This window comes from Albibacterium profundi, assembly GCF_042159835.1.
Lineage (GTDB): Bacteria > Bacteroidota > Bacteroidia > Sphingobacteriales > Sphingobacteriaceae > Albibacterium > Albibacterium profundi.
Map to the genome: position 1 here is coordinate 404,358 of NZ_JBBVGT010000003.1, position 21,324 is coordinate 425,681.

The 21,324-nt window shown below is 40.7% G+C and carries 19 protein-coding genes; 13 read left to right on the plus strand and 6 right to left on the minus strand.

Translation table 11 applies throughout. The features are described 5' to 3' along the window. The first annotated feature begins 9 nt into the window (after positions 1-9). The 12 genes from nagA (at position 10) to asnB (ending at position 15,548) form a co-directional block, all read left to right on the plus strand. Positions 10-1,194, plus strand: coding sequence for an N-acetylglucosamine-6-phosphate deacetylase (gene nagA, locus WKR92_RS13265; RefSeq protein WP_375558318.1), 1,185 nt, complete (start codon positions 10-12; stop codon positions 1,192-1,194). Between the two features lie 16 nt (positions 1,195-1,210). Further along, positions 1,211-2,272, plus strand: coding sequence for a LacI family DNA-binding transcriptional regulator (locus WKR92_RS13270; protein WP_375558319.1), 1,062 nt, complete (start codon positions 1,211-1,213; stop codon positions 2,270-2,272). A gap of 99 nt (positions 2,273-2,371) precedes the next feature. After that, the gene (locus WKR92_RS13275) at positions 2,372-3,133 is read left to right on the plus strand and encodes a glucosamine-6-phosphate deaminase (RefSeq protein ID WP_375558320.1); all 762 of its coding nucleotides are present in this window, start codon (positions 2,372-2,374) and stop codon (positions 3,131-3,133) included. Positions 3,134-3,420: 287 nt separating this feature from the next. Then, positions 3,421-3,771 (plus strand): hypothetical protein, encoded by a 351-nt coding sequence (locus tag WKR92_RS13280; protein WP_375558321.1) that lies wholly within the window; start codon positions 3,421-3,423, stop codon positions 3,769-3,771. Between the two features lie 859 nt (positions 3,772-4,630). After that, positions 4,631-7,774, plus strand: coding sequence for a PVC-type heme-binding CxxCH protein (locus WKR92_RS13285; RefSeq protein WP_375558322.1), 3,144 nt, complete (start codon positions 4,631-4,633; stop codon positions 7,772-7,774). 7 nt (positions 7,775-7,781) lie between these two features. Then, positions 7,782-8,516: a ThuA domain-containing protein gene (locus tag WKR92_RS13290; protein WP_375558323.1), complete on the plus strand. Its 735-nt coding sequence runs from the start codon at positions 7,782-7,784 to the stop codon at positions 8,514-8,516. Positions 8,517-8,540: 24 nt separating this feature from the next. Then, positions 8,541-9,659, plus strand: a complete 1,119-nt coding sequence (locus WKR92_RS13295) for a Gfo/Idh/MocA family protein (protein ID WP_375558324.1) — start codon at positions 8,541-8,543, stop codon at positions 9,657-9,659. Positions 9,660-9,689: 30 nt separating this feature from the next. Then, positions 9,690-10,532, plus strand: a complete 843-nt coding sequence (locus WKR92_RS13300) for a sugar phosphate isomerase/epimerase family protein (RefSeq protein WP_375558325.1) — start codon at positions 9,690-9,692, stop codon at positions 10,530-10,532. A gap of 130 nt (positions 10,533-10,662) precedes the next feature. Next, positions 10,663-10,959, plus strand: a complete 297-nt coding sequence (locus WKR92_RS13305) for a DUF485 domain-containing protein (RefSeq protein WP_375558326.1) — start codon at positions 10,663-10,665, stop codon at positions 10,957-10,959. After that, a complete protein-coding gene (locus WKR92_RS13310; RefSeq protein ID WP_375558327.1) occupies positions 10,956-12,863 on the plus strand; it encodes a sodium/solute symporter in 1,908 nt (635 codons plus the stop codon). Before WKR92_RS13305 ends, WKR92_RS13310 begins: the two co-directional genes overlap by 4 nt. A 40-nt stretch (positions 12,864-12,903) precedes the next feature. Further along, positions 12,904-13,686, plus strand: a complete 783-nt coding sequence (locus WKR92_RS13315) for a glycerophosphodiester phosphodiesterase (RefSeq protein WP_375558328.1) — start codon at positions 12,904-12,906, stop codon at positions 13,684-13,686. A gap of 170 nt (positions 13,687-13,856) precedes the next feature. Next, positions 13,857-15,548, plus strand: coding sequence for an asparagine synthase B (gene asnB / locus WKR92_RS13320; RefSeq protein ID WP_375558329.1), 1,692 nt, complete (start codon positions 13,857-13,859; stop codon positions 15,546-15,548). A 70-nt stretch (positions 15,549-15,618) separates the two neighbouring features. Here asnB and WKR92_RS13325 read toward each other — a convergent pair whose 3' ends face one another. From WKR92_RS13325 to WKR92_RS13340, 4 genes are read right to left on the minus strand one after another with little or no spacing between them, the layout of a single operon-like run. Continuing rightward, positions 15,619-16,419, minus strand: coding sequence for a M48 family metallopeptidase (locus tag WKR92_RS13325; protein ID WP_375558330.1), 801 nt, complete (start codon positions 16,417-16,419; stop codon positions 15,619-15,621). A gap of 1 nt (position 16,420) precedes the next feature. Then, positions 16,421-16,852, minus strand: a complete 432-nt coding sequence (locus WKR92_RS13330) for a magnetosome magnetite crystal formation protein family (RefSeq protein ID WP_375558331.1) — start codon at positions 16,850-16,852, stop codon at positions 16,421-16,423. Beyond that, entirely contained in the window at positions 16,849-17,259 is a 411-nt protein-coding gene (locus WKR92_RS13335) for a DUF2752 domain-containing protein (RefSeq protein ID WP_375558332.1), read from the minus strand. The genes WKR92_RS13330 and WKR92_RS13335 overlap by 4 nt, the downstream gene beginning before the upstream one ends. Positions 17,260-17,263: 4 nt before the next feature. After that, positions 17,264-17,608: a TM2 domain-containing protein gene (locus tag WKR92_RS13340; protein ID WP_375558333.1), complete on the minus strand. Its 345-nt coding sequence runs from the start codon at positions 17,606-17,608 to the stop codon at positions 17,264-17,266. A 199-nt stretch (positions 17,609-17,807) separates the two neighbouring features. Here WKR92_RS13340 and WKR92_RS13345 point away from each other — a divergent pair, with 199 nt between their 5' ends. After that, positions 17,808-19,115 (plus strand): hypothetical protein, encoded by a 1,308-nt coding sequence (locus WKR92_RS13345; protein WP_375558334.1) that lies wholly within the window; start codon positions 17,808-17,810, stop codon positions 19,113-19,115. Between the two features lie 73 nt (positions 19,116-19,188). On the opposite strand, the gene WKR92_RS13350 is transcribed toward WKR92_RS13345, so the two are convergent. Beyond that, positions 19,189-19,566 carry a hypothetical protein gene (locus WKR92_RS13350; RefSeq protein WP_375558335.1) on the minus strand — a complete coding sequence of 126 codons (378 nt, stop codon included), beginning with the start codon at positions 19,564-19,566 and terminating at the stop codon, positions 19,189-19,191. Positions 19,567-19,683: 117 nt separating this feature from the next. Continuing rightward, positions 19,684-21,315 carry a RagB/SusD family nutrient uptake outer membrane protein gene (locus WKR92_RS13355; RefSeq protein ID WP_375558336.1) on the minus strand — a complete coding sequence of 544 codons (1,632 nt, stop codon included), beginning with the start codon at positions 21,313-21,315 and terminating at the stop codon, positions 19,684-19,686. Positions 21,316-21,324: the final 9 nt, after the last annotated feature.

Genomic DNA, 21,324 nt, shown 5'->3' on the forward strand with positions numbered 1-21,324 from the left:
TGCATCAACATGTCAAAAATAAAGCTGATTAATGGCCGTGTAATTACGGAAGCACGAATTATTTCGAATGCTTCTGTTCTCATCGTAAATGATAAAATAGCGGAAGTTAGCCCTGGTGATATTACATGCTCGGATGCGACAGTAATCGATGTCGGAGGAAATTATATATCGCCTGGTTTTGTTGATATTCATGTTCATGGTGGAGGTAACCGCGATTTCATGGATGGAAGTGTAGATGCATTTCTACGTATCGCAGAAACACATGCCCGATATGGGACTACTTCGATGGTGCCGACGACATTGACGAGCGAAAAAGAGCATCTTTTGCATACTTTGGCTATATACGATGAAGCCAATGGCTTGAATCAGCAAGGTAGCCAGTTTCTCGGAATGCATTTAGAAGGACCCTATTTTGCATTAAGTCAGCGAGGTGCACAGGATCCTAAGTATATCAGAAATCCCGATCCGAACGAATATGAGGAGGTTATTGCTAAATCACGATCGATAAGCCGATGGAGTGCTGCTCCTGAACTGCCTGGTGCAATAGAGTTTGGGCGGTATTTAGGGAAGCATGGTATTTTAGCCGCGATTGCTCATACGGACGCGATTTATGAAGAGGTGATCGAAGCTGTTGAAGCGGGCTACTCTTTAGCGACACATCTTTATTCAGCTATGTCAGGTGTGACGCGACGGAATGCATTTCGTTATGCAGGTGTTATTGAAAGTGCATTTCTTATCGATCATATGGATGTGGAGGTGATTGCCGACGGGATTCATTTGCCTGCACCCTTGCTCAAATTAATCTATAAAATTAAAGGTCCGGACCGAATAGCCTTGATTACCGACGCAATGCGAGCTGCCGGAATGCCACCCGGTGAGAGTATTCTTGGGAATAAAGACACAGGTCTAAAGGTGCTTGTGGAGGATGGGGTTGCGAAATTGCCGGATCGATCAGCTTTCGCTGGAAGTGTGGCAACTGCTGATCGTTTGGTAAGGACCATGATGGAATTGGCAGATGTTCCGATTGTTGAAGCTGTTAGGATGATGTCATTAACACCTGCTAGAATTATGAACGTTGATTCTCAGAAAGGATCATTAGCAGTTGGTAAAGATGCAGATATTACCGTTTTTGACGATAAAATCAATATATTTATGACCGTAATCAAGGGCCAAGTGTTGTTTAACAAATTATAAACAAGTATTCACGTTAATGGGTAAAAAGGAAAAACAATTAGTTGGGGTCAAGGAGATCGCAAGAAGAGCGGGTGTCTCCATTGCAACGGTAGATCGCGTTTTGCATAATCGTTCCGGTGTATCCGAGCGTACGAAGACTAAGATTCAAGCGATTATAAAGGACCTCAATTACCAACCGAACCTTTTGGCGAGGCGCTTAGCTTCAGGTAAGACATTAAATCTGGTTACGCTGATACCTGAAGTATCTGAAGAAACGGACTATTGGAGCGTACCTCTAGAAGGCGTGTTACAGGCTGAAAAGGAAATACAACCCTATAATGTTAAAATCACAAAGTTGTTCTACGATATGAATAATCGCGAGTCTTTTGTGAACCAAACCCAGATTATATTAAATGATAAAGTTGACGGGGTGTTATTAGCACCTGCGTTTATTGATGAAGCAATAGAATTTACGGATATATGTCAAGAAAGGAAGATCCCGTTTGTGTTTATTAATTCGGATATTCCTAACCAAAAGAGCTTGTGCTATTTCGGCCCCAATTTATACCACAGTGGTTACTCTGTCGCTCATCTGGTTAATTATCTGATAGAAAAGGATGATAAAGTTCTCTTGGTAAATATCTCAAAAGATATTGGAGCCGACCATCATATTCTACGAAAGGAAGAAGGTTTTAAAGCATATTTAAAGGATCATGATATCAAAGAGCCGATCCAGCTAAGTATAACGGAAACAGATTATCCTTCGGTACAAAAAAGTATGTCGTCAGCTTTTAAAAAACACCCTGATATAAAACTTGTTTTTGTTACGAATTCGCGTGTATCTAAAGTAGCTAAATATTTGGCTTCGATAGGTAGAGAAGATATTATTTTAATCGGGTACGATTTTCTAAGTGAAAATATAAAGTACTTAGAAAACCGAACCATCGACTTTCTGATATGTGAAAAACCACAGGAGCAAGCATATCGAGGGGTAAGGGCTCTTTACCAGAAGTTGGTGTTTGAGGTTGATATAGAAAGCGAATATTTTATGCCAATTGACATCATAACCAAAGAAAATTGTCAATTTTATAAAAATTAAAAATACAATCGGGGCTTGTTTCCGTCGCTAATTTCGGGTACGTACACAGGCTTGACGATGGAACATTGTTTTATTAATAGATGTTAAAAGCAAATAAGTATGATAAACAAGACTTTTCAAGGTAGTTTGCAAGTTAGGGAGTTCGAAACTAGGAGCGAAATGGGGGAGGCCGCTGCTCAGTCGGTTATTTTAACGATTAAAAATCTTTTAGAAGAAAAAGACTACGTTAATATGGTGTTCGCTTCTGCACCATCTCAAAATGAATTCTTGACGGGACTGGTTGCAGCTGAGGATGTGGATTGGTCGCGTATCAACGCATTTCATATGGATGAATATATTGGACTTGCCTCAAAACATCCCCAAACTTTTGCCAATTTTCTACGTGAAAAACTGTTTAATCTTCTGCCGTTTAACCACGTTTACTATATAAATGGTAACAACGAAAACCCCTTGGGGGAATGTGAACGATATACAGAATTATTAAAAATGAAGTCGATCGATATTGTTTGCATGGGGATAGGCGAAAATAACCACATAGCATTCAATGATCCCCATGTCGCAAATTTTAGCGATTCTCAACTTGTGAAAATTGTTGATCTAGACGATGATAGTAGACAGCAACAGGTAAACGACGGCTGTTTTGCTTCGATAGGTGAGGTGCCTACACACGCATTAACGCTTACAATACCCGCACTTATGAATGCCGATTATATTTACTGTATTGTTCCTGGTAAAAATAAAGCTAGGGCAATTTTCCACACCCTAAAAGATGACATAAGCACACGGTATCCGTCGACCGTCCTGAGAACTCATCCCAATGCGACGCTTTTTATAGATAAAGACAGTGCATCACTCTTATAGATAAATAGACCTGCCCGCGAAGTAAAAACTCCATATGCTGCCCACCGAGTGTAATCAATAAATGTATTATTCTCCATGTCTGAATATAGCTATCTAGGATGGTTCATTTGATTAAACTGAACATCCAGTTTCGAGCTTAATTTGAAAGTTGAGTTAAAAGACAATCAGAAAATAAAGTAGATAAATTTAAAAAAACTCGGAGCAGAAGTACAAAAGAAATTGCCATATATTCAAAAAAAGTATTATATTAACGAACACATAAGTTAACCAGTCTAAATTCTTTTATTATGAAAAAATCAATCTTCTTTTTAGTATTTACTTTTTTATTGACCGCGTCGAGCTCAACAAATGTAGCTTTAGCTCAGCCTACCGTACATTACAATGGCGGCTCTGGCCCCATTATAGAGATAACCTATACATCTTCTGGCATAACGATAGTCCCCAAACCGGGAGATCACTTGAAAAAATTCAGAATTGACTGGATATTGCCTGGGGGAGGTATGTATTCTCAACCGATGTATTCCGGCGTACCGCTTTATTTGCAATCTTATGATTTCATCATCAGTTCAGAGTGGCACTCTTTTCCCCCTAATGGGGTGGATACCCATACATCAGTATGTTATTTTTCAATCTATTAAACATCAACGTCAAAAATAAAAAGAGTTAGTGAATATCTCCATTAGCTCTTTTTATTTTCATTACAATGAAATGCCCAACTTTGATGTTAGTTGATAACAGAAAAATTTTAAAGCCAAACACTCATCTTTTTTCAGATGTTTCAAAACTACAGATCATATAGCCAACAAATAGATTGATCCTAATTTATTAATCTGAATGTAGCATGCTTGATGTTTTGGCTTTAACTTGGCAAGATTTAATATTTAAATCTAAAAGTGCTGTAGTCGAAACTTTGAAGTAAGAGTTTATTTTAACCATTGCGACCATTGAAAGATCTAATAAACAATACAATAGTCGAAACTATATCTAAAAAGGTTATATCACGACGGACCTAACAACCCCACCTATAAAGAGCTTTAGATAATCAATATTATGATTTTTTATAAATCAATCATGATTTGACAATAATCTAAACCCCCTTGTATGAAGCTGGAAAAACCTAATGAATTAGTTTCTTTTATTTGTGGTTTTTAAGATATTTATTCTATATTAGTTTCATTATAAGACTAAATTAGTTCCGATTTATATATCGATTATGTCTGTAGCCTTTTGAGGCTGCGTGATTAACGAGTATCATAAACGGTCAATGTCTTTGGTAAACAGAAGATAAAGGACAGGAACAAGCGTAATCGATTACGTTGGTGAGAAACAATATAACCGTAAAAGAAACTATTTAAAAAAGAGAATACTAATTGTGTCTATGCAAGTAGCTAAAACGATTAACTGGTCAGTGTGAATTGTAATATTTTCTCATGTCGAGAAGATACAACTGTGATTATGCTAATCAAAGACTTAACTAAAATAAATTAACAAAACCCCATGTTTAAAAACCAAATTAACAAAAGAAGAAGGACACCGAGACTGATTTTATCCTTCTTTTTAATCGGAATGCTTGTAGCTGCGGCTTGTGCGCCTAAAGTTGTTTCTCAGCAGGATACGACCTCTACATCGCAAGATCCGATTAATCCTAAGAGAATAGAAGTTCTCTTTTTGGGTCATAAAAGTACCCATCACGATTCATATCGATATGCACCTTGGTTGGCGATTAAGCTCTTTCAGAGCGGTATTAATATGACCTATACAGACGATTTGGCTGATTTGAATCTAGAAAACCTTGAAAAGTTTGACGGCCTCATCATCTATGCAAATCATGATACTATTTCTGCTAGTCAGGAGGCCGCGTTAAAAGGATTCGTTGAAGGTGGAAAAGGTCTCATCCCGCTTCATTCAGCAACTGGTTGTTTTAAGAACTCGGAATGGTATATTCAAACCGTCGGTGGCCAGTTCGCTTCGCATGGTGAAGGTGTCTTCAAGGGTACAATTGTCAACTCAGATCACCCGGTTATGCAGGGTATAACTGAGTTCGAAACTTGGGACGAAACCTATGTTCACCAAGCTCTTAATCCGGATAAAACGGTGTTAATGGAACGCGTAGAAGGCGATCATCACGAACCTTACACCTGGGTTCGAGAACAAGGAAAGGGTCGCGTGTTCTATACTGCTTATGGACATGATGAAAAAACATGGAAAAACATTGGGTTTTTAAATCTTGTTCGGAATGGAGTGCTTTGGGCTGTCGGCGATCAAGCGGTTGCAGAGATGAAAGCATTGAACATTCCAAACGTGGATATCTATGATAGTGACACAATTTCTGATTATACAGCAAGGCATATTGTGCCTACGATTCAAGAAGCTCTCGAACCTTCAGAATCTACGAAGTTAACACAGGTGTTGGCCGATTTTGATATTGAGCTATTCGCTTCTGAACCTGATATTATTAATCCGATCGCTATGGCGTGGGACGAACGTGGACGCTTGTGGATTGTTGAGTCGGTAGACTATCCGAATACATTTGTTGAAACGGATGGTTTAGCAAACGACCGTATCAAAATCTGTGAAGACACAGATGGCGATGGTAAAGCAGATAAGTTTACCGTGTTTGCAGACGGCTTGAATATTCCTACAAGTATCGTATTTGCTAACGGAGGGATAATTGTGTCTGAAGCTCCGGATTTTGTTTTCTTAAAGGACACCGACGGAGATGATGTCGCAGACGTTCGTGAAGTTCTGATGACTGGATGGAACAAAAATGACACACACGCCGGACCGTCTAATTTGCTGTACGGTTTTGATAATAAGATATGGGGTGTTACCGGATATGCAGGTTTCGAAGGCGAGATTGATGGGGAGAAGATGAAATTCTCACAAGGTGTTTATCATTTCAATCCAGATGGAAGTGACTTTGATTTCCTTGCCCCGACAAGCAATAATACCTGGGGATTGGGCTTTACAGAGGATAATAATGTATTTATATCGACTGCGAATAATACGCACAGCGCTTACTATTCAATGCCTGAGCAGCTGTTGAAACACAAGCTTCCTGAGAATGAAGATTACCCTAGAATATCAGCGGTGCAGAAGATAGACGGTCACTATGATTTACATACGATGACGCCAAACCTGCGACAAGTAGACGTGGTAGGTGGTTTTACGGCGGCGGCTGGACATGATTTCTATACGGCTCGTGACTTTCCTAAGGAATATTGGAACCGAATAGCTTTCGTATCAGAACCAACGGTTCGTTTGGTGCACAATTCGATCATTGAACCTGACGGTGCTGGATTTACTGAAAAAGACGGGTGGAATTTATTAGCGAGTTCAGACGAATGGTTTGGTCCGGTACAGTCTTCTGTGGGTCCAGATGGAGCTGTTTGGGTAGCTGATTGGTATAATTTTATTATTCAACACAATGTTTTTGTTCCAGCGCAAGCTCCAGCTGAATTTGTATTACCATTTAAGGATCAACCGAAAGGGCCGGGAAATGCATTCTCAAGTCCAATGCGCGATACTAATCATGGTCGAATTTATCGGATTGTGTACAAAGATTCCGAAGCAAAGGAACCCATGTCTCTCTCAAAAGATAATTTGGAAGGATTGGTTGAAGCCATCAAGAATGATAATAAATTTTGGAGAACAACGGCTCAACGACTTATTGTTGAATCACAGAATCAAGATGCACTTCCCGGTCTTTATGAAATTGTGAATGACCAGTCGGTCGACGAGATCGGCTTGAATAGCCCTGCGGTACACGCATTGTGGACATTGCATGGTTTGGGTGCTTTAGATGGTTCAAATGAGCAAGCGCTGGCTGTTGCGGAGAAAGCATTAGATCACCCCGCAGCAGGTGTTCGAAAAGCAGCGGTTCAAGTTTTTCCAAAAACAGAACAGGGTATCTTGACTATTCAAGAGCATGGCCTGTTAGAAGATCCAAACTTGAATACCCGCTTGGCGACATTTGTTGAACTTGCATTGCTTCCGGCTTCTAATCAGGCTGGTGCGCTCGTATATCAAGCTAGTTTGGATAAAGAAAATGAAGCGGATAAGTGGTTGTCACAGGCAATTTATTCGGCAGCAGTTGTCCATCGTGATGGTTTTAGACAAGCACAAAGCGCGAATGCTGCTTCCAGCAGTTCATTTACGAACAGGATTGTTGAAGGACTTAATAGTGAATTCCCAGTTGAAAAGCCAAAGCCGAAAGAGGAGCCTAAAAAAGAAAAGCCAGCACCGGTAAAAGAAAAGCCGAAAGTAACCAAGGTGACAATCAGTGTTGTTAAAGATATTATGCAATACGACAAAAAATTGATTACTTTAAAGGCTGGTGATCGGGTTTCTCTACGATTTGTTAATCCAGACGGTATGTTGCATAATTTATTAATAATCAAACCAGGTAGTCTTCAAAAGGTAGGCGCAGCTGCTGATGCCATGTTGAGAAATCCTAACGCAGCCGATTTGCAATATGTTCCGAGGGTTCCTGAAGTATTGTTTTCAACTAAGTTGTTGTCGACTGGTGAATCGGATACCATTGAATTTACCGTGCCGAGTACACCGGGAGATTATCCATTCGTTTGTACGTTTCCGGGGCACTGGAGAGGTATGAATGGTATTATTCGTGTAACTAAATAAAGAATATATGAAAAAGTATCTAATTCGCAGGTCTTTCATGATCAGACTCTTACTGCTTGTTATCCTCGCTTATGGTGTGGGCAATGCCGGCGCATATGCTAAAGCACCCATTCGTGTTTTAATGGTAGGCGGAGGTGCATCACACGATTTCAACACCTGGTATAAAGATGCTGATGTAGCCACCTTGGAAAAGGATGGTTTTGCGGAAGTGACGTATACCGATGACGTTAGTCAGATCCTCGATCACCTGTCGACAGTCGATGTATTGCTTTTGACGAATAACCAACCTATTAATGATCCGGCAACTCGCGAAGCTATCTTTGACTTTGTAAAAGCTGGAAAGGGTTTGGTATTGGCTCATGCGGCTCTGTGGTACAACTGGGCAGACTGGCCGGAATACAATCAAACCTTAGTAAGTGGCGGTTCTCGTGGACACGATCCATATGGTGCGTTTACTGTGTCAATCGTTAAAAAGCATCCAGTTGTAAAAGGCGTAGATAAAACATTCGAGTTAAAGGACGAACTCTATTATCAAAAGGTAGATGCAGCAGGACCCGGTGTCACAGTGTTAGCTGAAGCGAAGAATAAGGAGTCTGGTGATTCATTTCCTTCGGTATTTATCGTTAATAATGCTGACGCCAGAATCGTTGGAATTGCTTTAGGTCACGATGGAGAAGCTCATAACTTGGATAATTATAAAATAATGTTAAAAAATGCTGTTAAGTGGACAGCTAATAAATAAATTATAAACAAAAAAAGAAAAACTATGGAAGAGAAAAAAATCACGGTTGTTATCGTCGGGATGGGTTTTGGAAAAGAGTTCATTGCAATTTATCAAGCGCATCCAAACATTAAGGCTGTCGGAATCTGTACACGAAATGAGAACACCTTAAATGAACTGAAAAACAAATTCAACCTTGATGATGATTTATGTTTTACCAATTTCGATGACGTGACAAAGCGGGACGACGTGGATGCTATTCACATCGTCACTCCTGTTCCTGAACACGCGCGGATGACCTTAGCTTCCCTGAACGCTAATAAGCATACAGCCTGTACAATACCGATGGCTATGACCGTTGAGGATTGCAAAGCTATTGTTGAAGCCAAAAGAAAGGCGAACAAAGTATACATGATGATGGAAACCGCTTTGTATACTCGCGAGTTCCTATATGGTCTAAAACTTGCTGAAACAGGCGAACTGGGAAGAATCCAATTTGTTAGAGGCTCTCACATCCAGGACATGAGCATGGAAGGTTGGGCCGAGTACTGGAAAGGTTTCCCTCCGATGCTGAATGGAACACATGCGATTTCTCCACTTTTGAGAATCAACAATACCAAAGCAGAGTCGGTAGTTTGCCATGGTTCAGGTAAATTATCTGAAGATTTGGCGAAACGATACAATGCCCCCTATGCGGTTGAGACAGCTACATTTAAGTTGAAAAACTCTGATGTAGTTGCCGAAGCTACACGCTCTCTTTTCGATGTTGTACGTCAGTACCGTGAGAGCTATGATGTTTATGGCGATAAAATGTCGTTCGAATGGGAACAACTTCAAGATGAAAATCATGTGATCTTTGATGGCGGTGAGAATGCCGAACGAATTGATGTGCCTGATACAGATGAATTGTTAATAGAGCCGATCAAACATTTTACAAAGAGAGAGAAAATTGATGACCCAAATCACGTATCGTTCTTACAAGGAGCAGGACACGGTGGCTCGCACCCACATTTAGTTCAGGAGTTTGTGGCCGCTATAGTTGAAGGACGGAACTCGGCTGTAGATGCTGATGTAGCTGCAAACTATACCTGTGCAGGTATTTGTGCACATGAATCTGCGATGAAAGGCGGTGTGCGCGTAGAAATTCCTGATTTTGAACTATAAACAGATTGTCAAATAAATAAAAGAAGAACTATGAAATTTGGGGTGAGTACATTCGTGTGGGTCTCTCCGTTTAACACGGCGTCGTTCGATTTGGTCCATAAGATTAAAGATATGGGCTATGACATCATTGAGGTAGCTGTAGAAGATAAGGACATTATCGATTGGGCAAGACTGAAAAAGCTTACTGATGAGGTCGGTTTGAGTGTCACCATAAGCGGAGCTTTCGGTACAGAACGCGATATCGCAAGCGACGATCCGGAATTTAGAAAGACGGGCTTATCGTATATTAAAGACTGCGTTCAGATAGCCAACGAAATGGAAAGCCCCGTATTTGGTGGGCCTCTCTATTCTGCGGTCGGAAAAACTCGTGTTGTCTCTGACGAGCAAAAGAAAAAGGAAAGAGACTGGTGTATCGAAAATCTGTTTGAAGCGGCAAAATTTGCCGAGCGATATGGTATTGTCTTGGGCTTAGAGCCGCTCAATCGTTTTGAAACTGATATGATTAATACGGGAGACCAAGCACTTTCATTGATTAAGGAAGTTGACAGCCCGTATTTAAAAATATTGCTTGATACCTTCCATTGCAACATTGAAGAAAAGAGTATTCCAGAAACTATCCGCAAGATTGGAAAGGATCTGTGTCATGTTCAAGGGAACGAGTCGGATCGAGGTACGCCCGGTACGGGTAACCTTGATTGGGAGGGTATTCAAGAAGCACTTAATGACATTCAGTATGATGGCGCCATCGTGATCGAAACTTTCGGCGCGCCCTCAAAGGAATTAGCCAGAGCTGCTAGTATTTGGCGACCGCTGGCAAATAGCGCCGATGAATTGGCTAGCGAAGGATTAGCTTTCTATAAGCGATGTTTTTAGCCTAAGGCTATATTAGGTTTTTGAAGCTTCATACAAGAAGGTTTAGATAATTGTCAAATCATGATTGATTTATAAAAAAAATTATGATATTTATTATCTAAACCTTTTTTATTACTCTAAAACCTAAAGTATGTTGCACAAGCCTAGTACAAGTGTTAACGAAGACTATGCATCTAAAAAAAAGTCTCGTCTTGGTATTTTATTTTTCTTTATCTATTTCTTTCTATACGGTGGATTTGTAATTATCGGGGTAGTCAATTACGAATTGCTTGCTGTTGAAACTTTGTGGGGATTAAACCTAGCGACACTCTACGGTATTGCGTTGATTGTTTTCGCCGTACTGCTTGGGGGGCTCTATAATTTCTTTTGTTCTCGTTACGAGGATGAAGCTGAAAAGGAATTAGCTGAAAGGAGTGAGCAGGCATGATCTACGATGTATCCTACACGGCTATTGTGTTTTTTGTCGGCTTTGTCGGCCTTGTATTAGGGTTGTCGTTTTATTTTGGTAAAAAGACGAAATCGGCTTCATCATATTATGCGGCGGGAGGACAGATTCACTGGTCGGTTAACGGAATAGCATTTGCCGGAGATTATCTATCAGCTGCATCTTTCTTGGGCATCTGTGGGATGATAGCGACCTCTGGTTATGACGGTTTTTTATATGCTATCGGCTTTTTAGCGGGATGGATGGTTGCCCTCTTCCTTGTGGCCGAACCGTTTAAGAAATTAGGAAAGTACACGTTTTCAGATGCGCTTAATTCTACTTTTAAATCACGGCTGGTAACGTTAACGGCATCTATTAGTACGTTAATTGTCTCCATATTTTATTTAATACCCCAAATGGTGGGTGCGGGAGATTTGGTAACTCCACTACTAGGCTTCCCGCATTGGGTAGGGGTGTTGATTGTGGGCGTGATTGTAATCCTCATTGTGGCGACAGCTGGGATGACATCCACAACCTATGTTCAGTTCTTAAAGGGTGGCCTGTTAATTTTACTTTCCGGGATTTTATCCTTTTATATCATGAAAAACGGGTTTACGCTGAACCCTGATCATGAAGGAAAACCCTACCATGATTTCGTTGAATTGGTCCCGGTCATGAATGGAGACCAAGTAGAGTCGGTTACCGATTGGAATGTGCTTTCCCAGCATAATGTACAGGGTAAAGAATTTGTAAACCTTGAAAAGGATGGTATCCAGCGATGGTTTTTACTTAACAAAATGGAGGGGGAACCTATATTAAACGAAGCCTTGTCAATCACTACAGATGAAAGCGGCATGCAGCTTTATAATGGAGAACCCAAAGAGAACGGTAATTTTTACCAGGTAGGTCATTTGAGTAAGGTGGTAGTCAACGGTGAAGAGGTTGAAAGCAGTGGCTCTGTAAACCCGATTCAATTTTTGAATATTATCAAGAATAGTGAGGTTGTTCGCTTTCTCAATGTAAAATTTACCAGCAACAATCAAGAGGTGTCCTTGTACTATCCTCAAGAAACTTCAGGAGAAAGCTTCATGCTCCCTGGGCTGAAGTATAAAATAGGAAAAGGCGCGAGTTGGTGGAGCAAAATGGACTTTATTTCACTTATGATGGCTCTGTTTTTGGGAACAGCAGCATTGCCTCATATCCTAATTCGCTATTATACGGTGAATTCCCCACGTGACGCAAGGAAGTCGACCATCTTAGCCATTGCGGCTATTGGCGCGTTCTATTTATTGACTTTGTATTTAGGAATTGGAGCTGCGGTCAATGGCGTTATGGACGTTGAATCTAGTAACATGGCAGCACCTCTATTAGCAAAAGCGTTTGGGGTTGTCCTCTTCTCGGTGATTTCAGCCATAGCATTTGCCACAGTTTTAGGGACGGTCTCTGGATTGATCGTCGCGTCATCCGGTGCGATAGCTCATGATTTGCTAGATGGTTATTTTAACAAAAACCTGAGTGATAGCAACAAGGTTCTGGCAGGTAAGCTGGCTGCTTTTGGTGTCGGTATATTTGCCATTGCGTTGGGAATTGCTTTTAAGGGAATGAATGTATCCTTTTTAGTCGGTTGGGCTTTTGCAATAGCTGCGTCAGCTAATCTCCCGGCGATCTTGTTCCTTTTATTTTGGAAAAAAACGACCGCAAAAGGTATTTCCTGGTCAATTGTTATGGGTATCGTCTCATCATTGGCGATTATTCTTACATCACCTACAATGTGGGGACGCTACGGCTTACGTCCTGCTGATGCGCTTCATCAGTTAGAAAATCCAGCTATTATTTCTTTCCCTTTAGCGGTAATCACCTTATATTTAGTTTCGATTTCCACTAAAAAGCAAAAAGTTAATATATGACATTCGATAATAATCGATAATTTAGCAGAAAAAAAAATCAATGAAACAGTTTACGCTATTTACTTTCGTTTGTGGTTTGTTGCTTGTCTCAAGCCACGCATTTGCTCAGTTTAACAAGAACCAAGTCATCGCCCATCGCGGAGGATGGGATGATCAGATTCCTCAAAACTCACTCGCGTCATTAAACAAAGCGATTGATCTCAATTGTTTCGGTTCCGAATTTGATGTTCATCTGACGAAAGACGATGTGCTGGTAGTATGCCATGATCATGATTTTTATGGGATAGAGATCGAGGAGTCGACCTATGAAGAGCTTTTGACGAAGAAACATCCGAATGGCGAGAAAATTCCAACCGCTAGAGAATATATACTTGAAGGATTGAAGCAGAAAGGAAGAAAGAAAACAAAGTTGATTTATGAATTAAAAACCTCGCGTATAAGTACGGAACGTACCTTGAAAGCTGCTGAGTTAACGGTAGCACTTGTAAAGGAGCTGAATGCTGAAAAGATGATCGAATACATCGTTTTCAGTCACGATGCAGGTAAGAAATTAATAGAACTCGACCCGAAAGCCAAGGTGTCTTATTTAAATGGAGATCTGACACCGGCGGAAGCCCATGCCGCAGGATATTTTGGGTTGGATTATAATCATAAAGTCTATAAAAAGAATCCTAGCTGGATTAAAGAAGCACATGATTTAGGTCTGGCGATCAACGTATGGACAGTTAACACAGCGGAAGATATGCAGTTCTTCCTTGATCAAGATGTAGAATACATTACTACCGATCAGCCGAGCCGCTTGTTCAATTTAATCGGAAAATAGTATTTACTCGGTTATTGGCATCGTTTGTTGATCATTTTATCAATGAATTTGTAAAAATGTTATTAAATTAATATTTATTTTGTCAATTGTTTGATAATTTAAATATTAAAGCGCTATATTTGTTTAAAAATTAGAAAAGTAGCGTTTAAGGATTAACAAAATATTATAATATGTGCGGTATAATTGGAGCATTTGATATAAAAGGACGGTCTGAAGAAATCAGAGCAGATGTTCTAAAGATGTCAAAAAAGATTCGTCATCGTGGCCCAGATTGGTCTGGGATTTTCAGTAACGAAAAGGCAGTTATTTCTCATGAACGACTGGCTATTGTAGATCCGAAGTCAGGTAATCAGCCTTTATATAGTTCTGACGGTAAATTGGTCCTGGCTGCAAATGGTGAAATTTATAACCACCAAAGTCTTCGTGCGCAATTCCCTGAATATGAGTTTAGGACGGAAACGGACAGCGAGATACTATTAGCTTTGTATCAGAAAAAAGGGCCAACCTTTCTTGATGAGCTAAATGGTATTTTCGGTTTTGCTATTTACGATATCGAGCGAGATGAGTATTTTATCGCTCGCGATCATATCGGTATTATCCCTTTGTATATCGGATGGGATGCCGAGGGATCATTTTATGTTGCTTCCGAGCTGAAGGCTTTAGAAGGAAGATGCGTACGAATAGAAACATTCAAACCCGGCCATTATATCTATAGTGGAGATGGGAATCATTTTCAACCGTGGTATACGCGTGACTGGGAAGACTACGATAATATCAAAGATAATGATGCTGATATTGACAATCTTCGTAAGGGGTTGGAAGAAGCAGTACACCGTCAGCTTATGTCAGATGTACCTTATGGTGTACTATTGTCTGGCGGATTAGATTCTTCGATTATTGCCGCAGTAACCAAGCTTTTTGCATCTAAACGTATTGAGTCGAATGACATGGAAAATGCATGGTACCCACAATTGCACTCTTTTGCGGTAGGTTTGAAAGGTTCGCCCGATTTGATTGCTGCAAAAAAGGCGGCGGATCATATCGGTACTATTCACCATGAAATCAACTTCTCTATTCAAGAAGGACTTGATGCGGTTCGTGATGTAATCTATCATTTAGAAACGTATGATGTAACAACTATAAGAGCGTCTACGCCGATGTATTTACTGGCAAGGGTAATCAAGTCGATGGGTATTAAGATGGTACTTTCAGGTGAAGGCTCAGATGAACTTTTCGGAGGTTATTTATATTTTCATAAAGCGCCAGATGCTCAAAGGTTCCATGAGGAAACCGTGCGTAAGATGAGTAAACTGCATTTATATGACTGTTTACGAGCTAACAAGTCGCTCGCCGCTTGGGGGATAGAAGGACGGGTGCCGTTCTTAGATAAGGACTTTATCGATATCGCTATGCGACTAAATCCGGAGAGCAAAATGATCAAAGACGGTCGTATTGAGAAATGGATTTTACGTAAGGCTTTTGAAGACTATTTGCCAGATAGCATTGCTTGGAGACAAAAAGAGCAGTTTTCGGACGGTGTGGGTTATAGCTGGATTGACACGCTAAAAGAGCAGGCAGAGGAGAAAGTTTCTGATGCGGAACTAGCTGTTGCGGCTACTAAATTCCCAATCAATCCTCCACGTAACAAGGAAGAGTATTTATACAGAAGTATTTTTGCAGAGCATTTCCCGTCAGAGTCAGCAGCCATGACGGTTCCTTCGGTACCTTCCGTAGCATGTAGCACACCCGAAGCTTTAGCATGGGATGAATCGTTCCAGAACCAAAATGATCCATCGGGAAGAGCGGTAGGTTCCGTTCACCAAGAAAGCTATTCGAAGGACAAAGTTGTCATACAGCCATAAATTAAAAATTGGAGTTTATAACAGGCCCTGAAAATGTACGTTTTCAGGGCTTTTTTTTGGCGGCAACTGCCTACTTTTCAGGATCCAAAAAGTCTTGAAGTTTACTCCAAGTAGAACTATTTAAGATTGTTCTGTCGGACTCCGATTTTGACTTAATGTATTCATGAATGTAATCCACGCGCGCCATGCCGTCTGGATGTGTGCTGACCCAGACCAAGCTTTCAGGGAGTTTTTCGCTATTTTCTTCCATGCGTAAGAGGAAGTCGGCCATAGGTTTTAAAGGCAAGCCTGCCTTCTCCAGATAATCGATCGCCTTTTTATCGGCCGTTTTCTCAAGGCTACGATCGTAAGCACTCGAAGACAAAACCTTGGCAGACTGGCGTACAATTTCGCCGTTTCCTCCGGTGGCAGTAGAGACCAACACGGAAAGCCCCACTTCTTTGATCAATTTCTTTGTAATATGTTGTTCTTGGATATGTGCCAGTTCATGACCTAACACACCAGCCAGTTCTGCTTCGTTTTGGCTATCTGAGATGAGTCCGGAAAATAAAATGATCTGTTTCCCTGGTAACGCGAACGCATTTACTTGTCTGTTGTCTAAAATATGAAGTTTTATCTCATCTCGATCAATTCCGTTGGCGTCACATAGGACTGTAAAAATGCTATCGATAGGTTTATAGACTTCATCATCAAGAATCTCCTCTTGCGAATTTTTAAAGTAGTTCCAATAAAGTTGCCCTAGCTTTTCCTCTGTTTTCTCACTAAGTTGCTCTACTTTTAGTATTCGCATCCAATCAATCTGACCTAATAGCAACCAGCTTCCGAAGAATAATACGAGAATTGATAGAAATTGGATAAAGAGCTTTCTCATCTTAATTTTTACATAAAAGATCGGTCAGGTTTCCATAGAACCACCAGCTAACATGTTTGCCTCGCCTTGTATTGATGCTGGTGTATATACTCGCTATCAACTCTCCCATATTGAATAAGAATATGGTGATGATATAGGCAATATAGGTATTGCTAATGGATTGATTGCCGAATATGATGCCGACAGTCCACCAAAAACCTGCACTGTTCATAAAAAGAAGAGAGAGTTGTGAAACTAATGCTTGTGTGCAATGCCAACGTACGAAGAATGTCCCTTTTTTATTGGCTATATAAAAAAATAAGGTTGCAATTAGGTTTACGATCGGCAAGGGCATCCCTGCGATTGCCGTCACCAGCGAAATCAAATAACTGTTCGAAGCTTTTTCGGCTTCATGTTCACTCGGCTTATAATCAAATTGTTTGATGCGGATCATAAATCTTTCATAATATTCCAGACCCAGTTTGCTGCAACGAGAAGAATGGACGGTATAAAGACCGATTTTTGTCGCATAAAACATTCCACTTTGCAGTAAAAACGATGTAGACTGTCCTGTTTACGAATAATATCCAAAAGAATCCACAGCGGTGCGGCAATCATCGTAATCGTAATAATATACCCTAAAGGATTCCAATAGAACGCTCCTGCCAAGTCGCCGTGAAAAAGTGATAGGACCGATCTTGTTGACCCGCATGAAGGGCAGGGGAGTCCGGTCACATTTTTTACGATGCAGACACTTGCGTCTGTTGAGGCCAGATGATTTGCAGAGACAAGAATCCAAGTGAATCCACCTAGACATGCTAAAAATAAAATAGTATAAATTTTATTTCTCTCTATTGTCATTGCCCTATTTGTAATATATCACTTCGTGTAGTTTCTCAAGATTTTTTTCTCGAGTGGCGCCCATAATTAGAAACCAATCAATAATAGTCCACACGCCCAGTCCTCCGCAAGTCAGCAGTTTCCCAATGCCTAAGCCCGTGTCACCGATCAAGAAGCGGTCTATGCCAAATGAACCACCTAGTAGCGAAACAATTAAGCTGATGGTAGGGTCCTTAAATGATAGGGACTGCAATCCGATCCATTTCGACTCATCTGCATTGATCAGCGTTTCACGAATTAAGGGTATTTGATGACCTTCAAAGAATTTATTATTTGTCATGATGAACATGTCCACTTTTTGAGCATCCATAGGAATTTATTGATTTAAAATTGGGGTTTATATTTTGTAATATTAATTAAAAACGCAAGCATACGAAAAATAATTGTAAAATCATCAAAATAAAATAACTGTTTAATGTCTACGATTTGATATTTTAGAATACTTATTTGTCAGCTTTTTCGTTAAATTAGATATCACTTTCAGTTGATTAAGAAGTTAATTGCGACGAATGAATTTTGATGAAAATGACCATTACCATTACAATGAATGGACTGACCATTCGGCTTATATCCCAAGTTACTGCGCTGAGGTAGAGCATCTCGGTTTGAATAGACGTCTTTTGTTAAAAGACTTTGACAAATGCAACCTGGATGCTCGAATTAAAGAACAATTCGCCACTTGGGATGCGATATGGAAATCTGAACAATATAAAATAGACACAGAACCGGCACAGCCATATAGCCATGAACTAGCCGACCAGTTGACTGCATTGGCAAAATCCAACTTAAAGCTGGTTAAGGACATTCTTACTGAGTCGCTTAATACGGATATCAAGCTAAATTGGAGCCAACTGAAAAACCATTCAACGTTCCCGGTTCCTAACCCTGAATCTGACTTGCTTTCTGAAATCGACCAAGTTCCCTTTCCTACGGAACCTTTGTTTAAAGACCTGCCTAATAAACCGAAAGAGGAGGATTTTGAACCGAAATTAAGTTTCTTCGACAAACTACTAGGCAGCGGCGCCAAGCGCAAGAAAGCCGAAGCACAGGCGGCATATCAAAGCACCTACGCTCGATGGGAGGAAGAAGTTGAGAAGATCGAAGCCGAAAATCTACAATTAGGGAATGATTACTTAGTGAAATTGGCTGAAGCGGAGGCACAAAAGAAATCTCTGATCGAGAAATGTGAAAAGGAAGTCAATCGTTGGCATCTTGCACATAAGGAATTTGCCGAGCGGAAGAACAAACATAATGAAGCGGTCAGCCGATGGGAAGTAGACTATCAACAGGGCAAAGAAGATGCAGTGCTCAGCTATTACGACTATATATTGCATTATTCAGCTTATCCCGATTTTGTTTCGAAGTTTTTTAAGCTTCAATATAGGGCTGTCGAAAAACTTTTGGTGGTCGATTATTTGATCCCTACATCGGAGCAGGTTCCTCGCGTTTCGGAAGTTCGGTTTGTCCCGCCCCGTGGTATACTGAAAGATTACCTCCTCTCTGACCGCCAATTTTCAAGGGTTTATAATGATGCAGTCTATAAAATGGTTTTACGAACTGCTTATGAAATATTTGAAGCCGATTTGCCGGGAAACGTAAATCAATTTGTTTATAACGGTTGGGTCCGGAATGCAAGAGAAGGGCAGGATCTAATCTGTTTGATCTCGATGAATGTATCAAAAGAGGACTTTAATTCAATGAATCTTCACTACATCGAACCGCAAAGCTGTTTTCAAGATTTGAGAGGGCGAGCTAATGCAGATCTAACCCATTTGAATTCGGTTGAGCCATGGGTAGAGACCGGTTTTACTTTGTAGTAGAACTTGACCTTAAAAAGAATGCCTCTGATTGAAAATCAGAGGCATTCTTTTTAAGGATTTTGTGGTGCGACTACCGCGTACAGTCTGCCGTCCACGTACCTTCGGTATTGATTACAAGCATCGTCAATGAGTTTGCATCAATGGTGATACCCGCAACACCATCACCTATACTTGTATAGGTATTATCGCCACTCTCTTGGAACTTTACTCCCGTGATGTTAGGAATGCCACTTCCAAAATCAAATGAATAACTGTCACCAACTTTTACAACCGTAACGCGGCCGTCATCGTCTATAATGGTTTCACTTCCGTCGTTAAAAGAAATATCACCATCATACGTGCCAACAAAAAAATCATTATCTGCTGGGTCATCATCTTTGCTACAAGCAACCGCGGTGACCATCATAATAGCAATGATCATAGCGCCTAGTAATTTAATCTTTTTCATAATTAATCCTTCTTGTTTAATCACTAGAAAGACAAGCATTATGCCAAAAGACAAGGGCTGCTAGGTTTTACGCCTGCAGCCCTTGTAACATTTTCAGCTGATTTAACAGTTAGATTTTTATGGGTTTTGTATCAGAACCCCACCTGAAATCACAATTTGCGACTCCGGAATATAGTCGACAATATCCGGGGAAGTCGGAGCGATGGTAAACTTCGGATTTGCTCCCGACAAGTGTGTTCCTGGATATTGACGATTGAGCGTTCGGCTATTTCTGAAGATATCAAACTTGCGGTGGCCTTCCCATGCAAGCTCTAACTGTCTTTCTTCCAGAACAACATCTAGCGCTGTTTTATTCCCTAAGGAAGCTGCAGTATAAAGACCTGCTTCCGGTATTCCTGCGCGTTTTCTAATGATGTTCACATCTTCCAATGCGGCATTGACATTTCCTAGTTTCGCATTAGCCTCCGCCCGGATTAAATACATTTCAGCTAGCCTTGAGATGATTGGCGACCATAAATGAGCCTGTCCCTCTTGACCTGAACATTTATTTATGAAGTATTTTAAATAGCCATTGCGGTCGTCGAGCTGCTTGTCGATTAACACAGAGCGAGTTTTACCACCGATATTGATAGCGTATTCATAATCACCTGCACCATTTGGACTCTTTATCAGTGTCTTTTGTGTGCCGTTTTCTGTGTAGCGATAATCGTCGCCATTTTTGGTCACTTCTACTCCTTGGTAGGTATACTGATCGTTCACATAATAGGCCATCGTCACAGCTGCGTCTTTTACCACCGGATCGATGAAAGCGTTCCTTCTATCGCTGGGATATTTCCTTACGAGCTCTAAGTATGGTCTAGAGGCATACATTTCGCCCCAGCCGGCCCCCTGTATGGTTGCATACATAGAGCCGACGGTGTACCATCCGTTATTTGGATAATCAGCGTCTTTAACAAATTTAATAGCGAAGATTGTTTCACTATTATCTTCCGGGACCTTCACAGACATATTAGGCAGCTCCGCAGTGGACAGGAGCGTAAACCGACCTGAATTGATAACTTTATCAGCATATTCAATTGCTTTTTGGTTTTCGCCTTTATAAAGATAGACACGCGCTAATAATGCTTGAGCCGCTTCTTTGGATGCGTATACATTGGCCTTAGACGTATTGAAAAGTGACTCTGCTTTCAACAGGTCCTTTTCTATTTGTGCATATACTTCGCCTACGCTGGACCGAGCTGGGTTTTCATCAACATCACTCGATAGTTTAATCGGCACTCCCATATTTTCAGGACCTTGAACATAAGGGCGACCGAATACATTCGTTAAATAGAAATAAAGCATTGAGCGGAGGTAAAGGTTTTCTGCGATCAATTGATCGTTTTCCATGCTTTCACCCTCTTGTAGTTTTTCAAGAACAATGTTCGTTCCTACTATATTTTTGTACGATTGTTCCCAAAAGTCGTTTACTCTTGCGTTGGTTACCAGCCGCTGGTAGTTATATGAATAGAATAAGTTATCCGTTGTAGTTCCACTGAGTGCTACATTGTCTCCAGGGTATTCTACTACTCGGTGCCAATTATTCACCCAGTCTTTTAAGCGACTGTAGTTGCCCAAAGTGATCGACTCCACGCTGCCCTGAATGTCATCCAGATCATCAGCTGGTAAAGCGTCATAAGGTGTTCGGTCCAGACTGCAAGAGCTTGCAAAAAGGCCGATTGCTATGATGTATTTTGATAGTTTCTTCATGTTAGTCAT

Excerpts from the sequence above, each read along its gene's own strand:
- nagA (WP_375558318.1), top strand. The coding sequence starts at position 10 with ATGTCAAAAATAAAGCTGATTAATGGCCGTGTAATTACGGAAGCACGA.
- WKR92_RS13270 (WP_375558319.1), top strand. The coding sequence starts at position 1,211 with ATGGGTAAAAAGGAAAAACAATTAGTTGGGGTCAAGGAGATCGCAAGA.
- WKR92_RS13275 (WP_375558320.1), top strand. The coding sequence starts at position 2,372 with ATGATAAACAAGACTTTTCAAGGTAGTTTGCAAGTTAGGGAGTTCGAA.
- WKR92_RS13280 (WP_375558321.1), top strand. The coding sequence starts at position 3,421 with ATGAAAAAATCAATCTTCTTTTTAGTATTTACTTTTTTATTGACCGCG.
- WKR92_RS13285 (WP_375558322.1), top strand. The coding sequence starts at position 4,631 with ATGTTTAAAAACCAAATTAACAAAAGAAGAAGGACACCGAGACTGATT.
- WKR92_RS13290 (WP_375558323.1), top strand. The coding sequence starts at position 7,782 with ATGAAAAAGTATCTAATTCGCAGGTCTTTCATGATCAGACTCTTACTG.
- WKR92_RS13295 (WP_375558324.1), top strand. The coding sequence starts at position 8,541 with ATGGAAGAGAAAAAAATCACGGTTGTTATCGTCGGGATGGGTTTTGGA.
- WKR92_RS13300 (WP_375558325.1), top strand. The coding sequence starts at position 9,690 with ATGAAATTTGGGGTGAGTACATTCGTGTGGGTCTCTCCGTTTAACACG.
- WKR92_RS13305 (WP_375558326.1), top strand. The coding sequence starts at position 10,663 with ATGTTGCACAAGCCTAGTACAAGTGTTAACGAAGACTATGCATCTAAA.
- WKR92_RS13310 (WP_375558327.1), top strand. The coding sequence starts at position 10,956 with ATGATCTACGATGTATCCTACACGGCTATTGTGTTTTTTGTCGGCTTT.
- WKR92_RS13315 (WP_375558328.1), top strand. The coding sequence starts at position 12,904 with ATGAAACAGTTTACGCTATTTACTTTCGTTTGTGGTTTGTTGCTTGTC.
- asnB (WP_375558329.1), top strand. The coding sequence starts at position 13,857 with ATGTGCGGTATAATTGGAGCATTTGATATAAAAGGACGGTCTGAAGAA.
- WKR92_RS13325 (WP_375558330.1), bottom strand. The coding sequence starts at position 16,419 with ATGAGAAAGCTCTTTATCCAATTTCTATCAATTCTCGTATTATTCTTC.
- WKR92_RS13330 (WP_375558331.1), bottom strand. The coding sequence starts at position 16,852 with ATGATCCGCATCAAACAATTTGATTATAAGCCGAGTGAACATGAAGCC.
- WKR92_RS13335 (WP_375558332.1), bottom strand. The coding sequence starts at position 17,259 with ATGACAATAGAGAGAAATAAAATTTATACTATTTTATTTTTAGCATGT.
- WKR92_RS13340 (WP_375558333.1), bottom strand. The coding sequence starts at position 17,608 with ATGGATGCTCAAAAAGTGGACATGTTCATCATGACAAATAATAAATTC.
- WKR92_RS13345 (WP_375558334.1), top strand. The coding sequence starts at position 17,808 with ATGAATTTTGATGAAAATGACCATTACCATTACAATGAATGGACTGAC.
- WKR92_RS13350 (WP_375558335.1), bottom strand. The coding sequence starts at position 19,566 with ATGAAAAAGATTAAATTACTAGGCGCTATGATCATTGCTATTATGATG.
- WKR92_RS13355 (WP_375558336.1), bottom strand. The coding sequence starts at position 21,315 with ATGAAGAAACTATCAAAATACATCATAGCAATCGGCCTTTTTGCAAGC.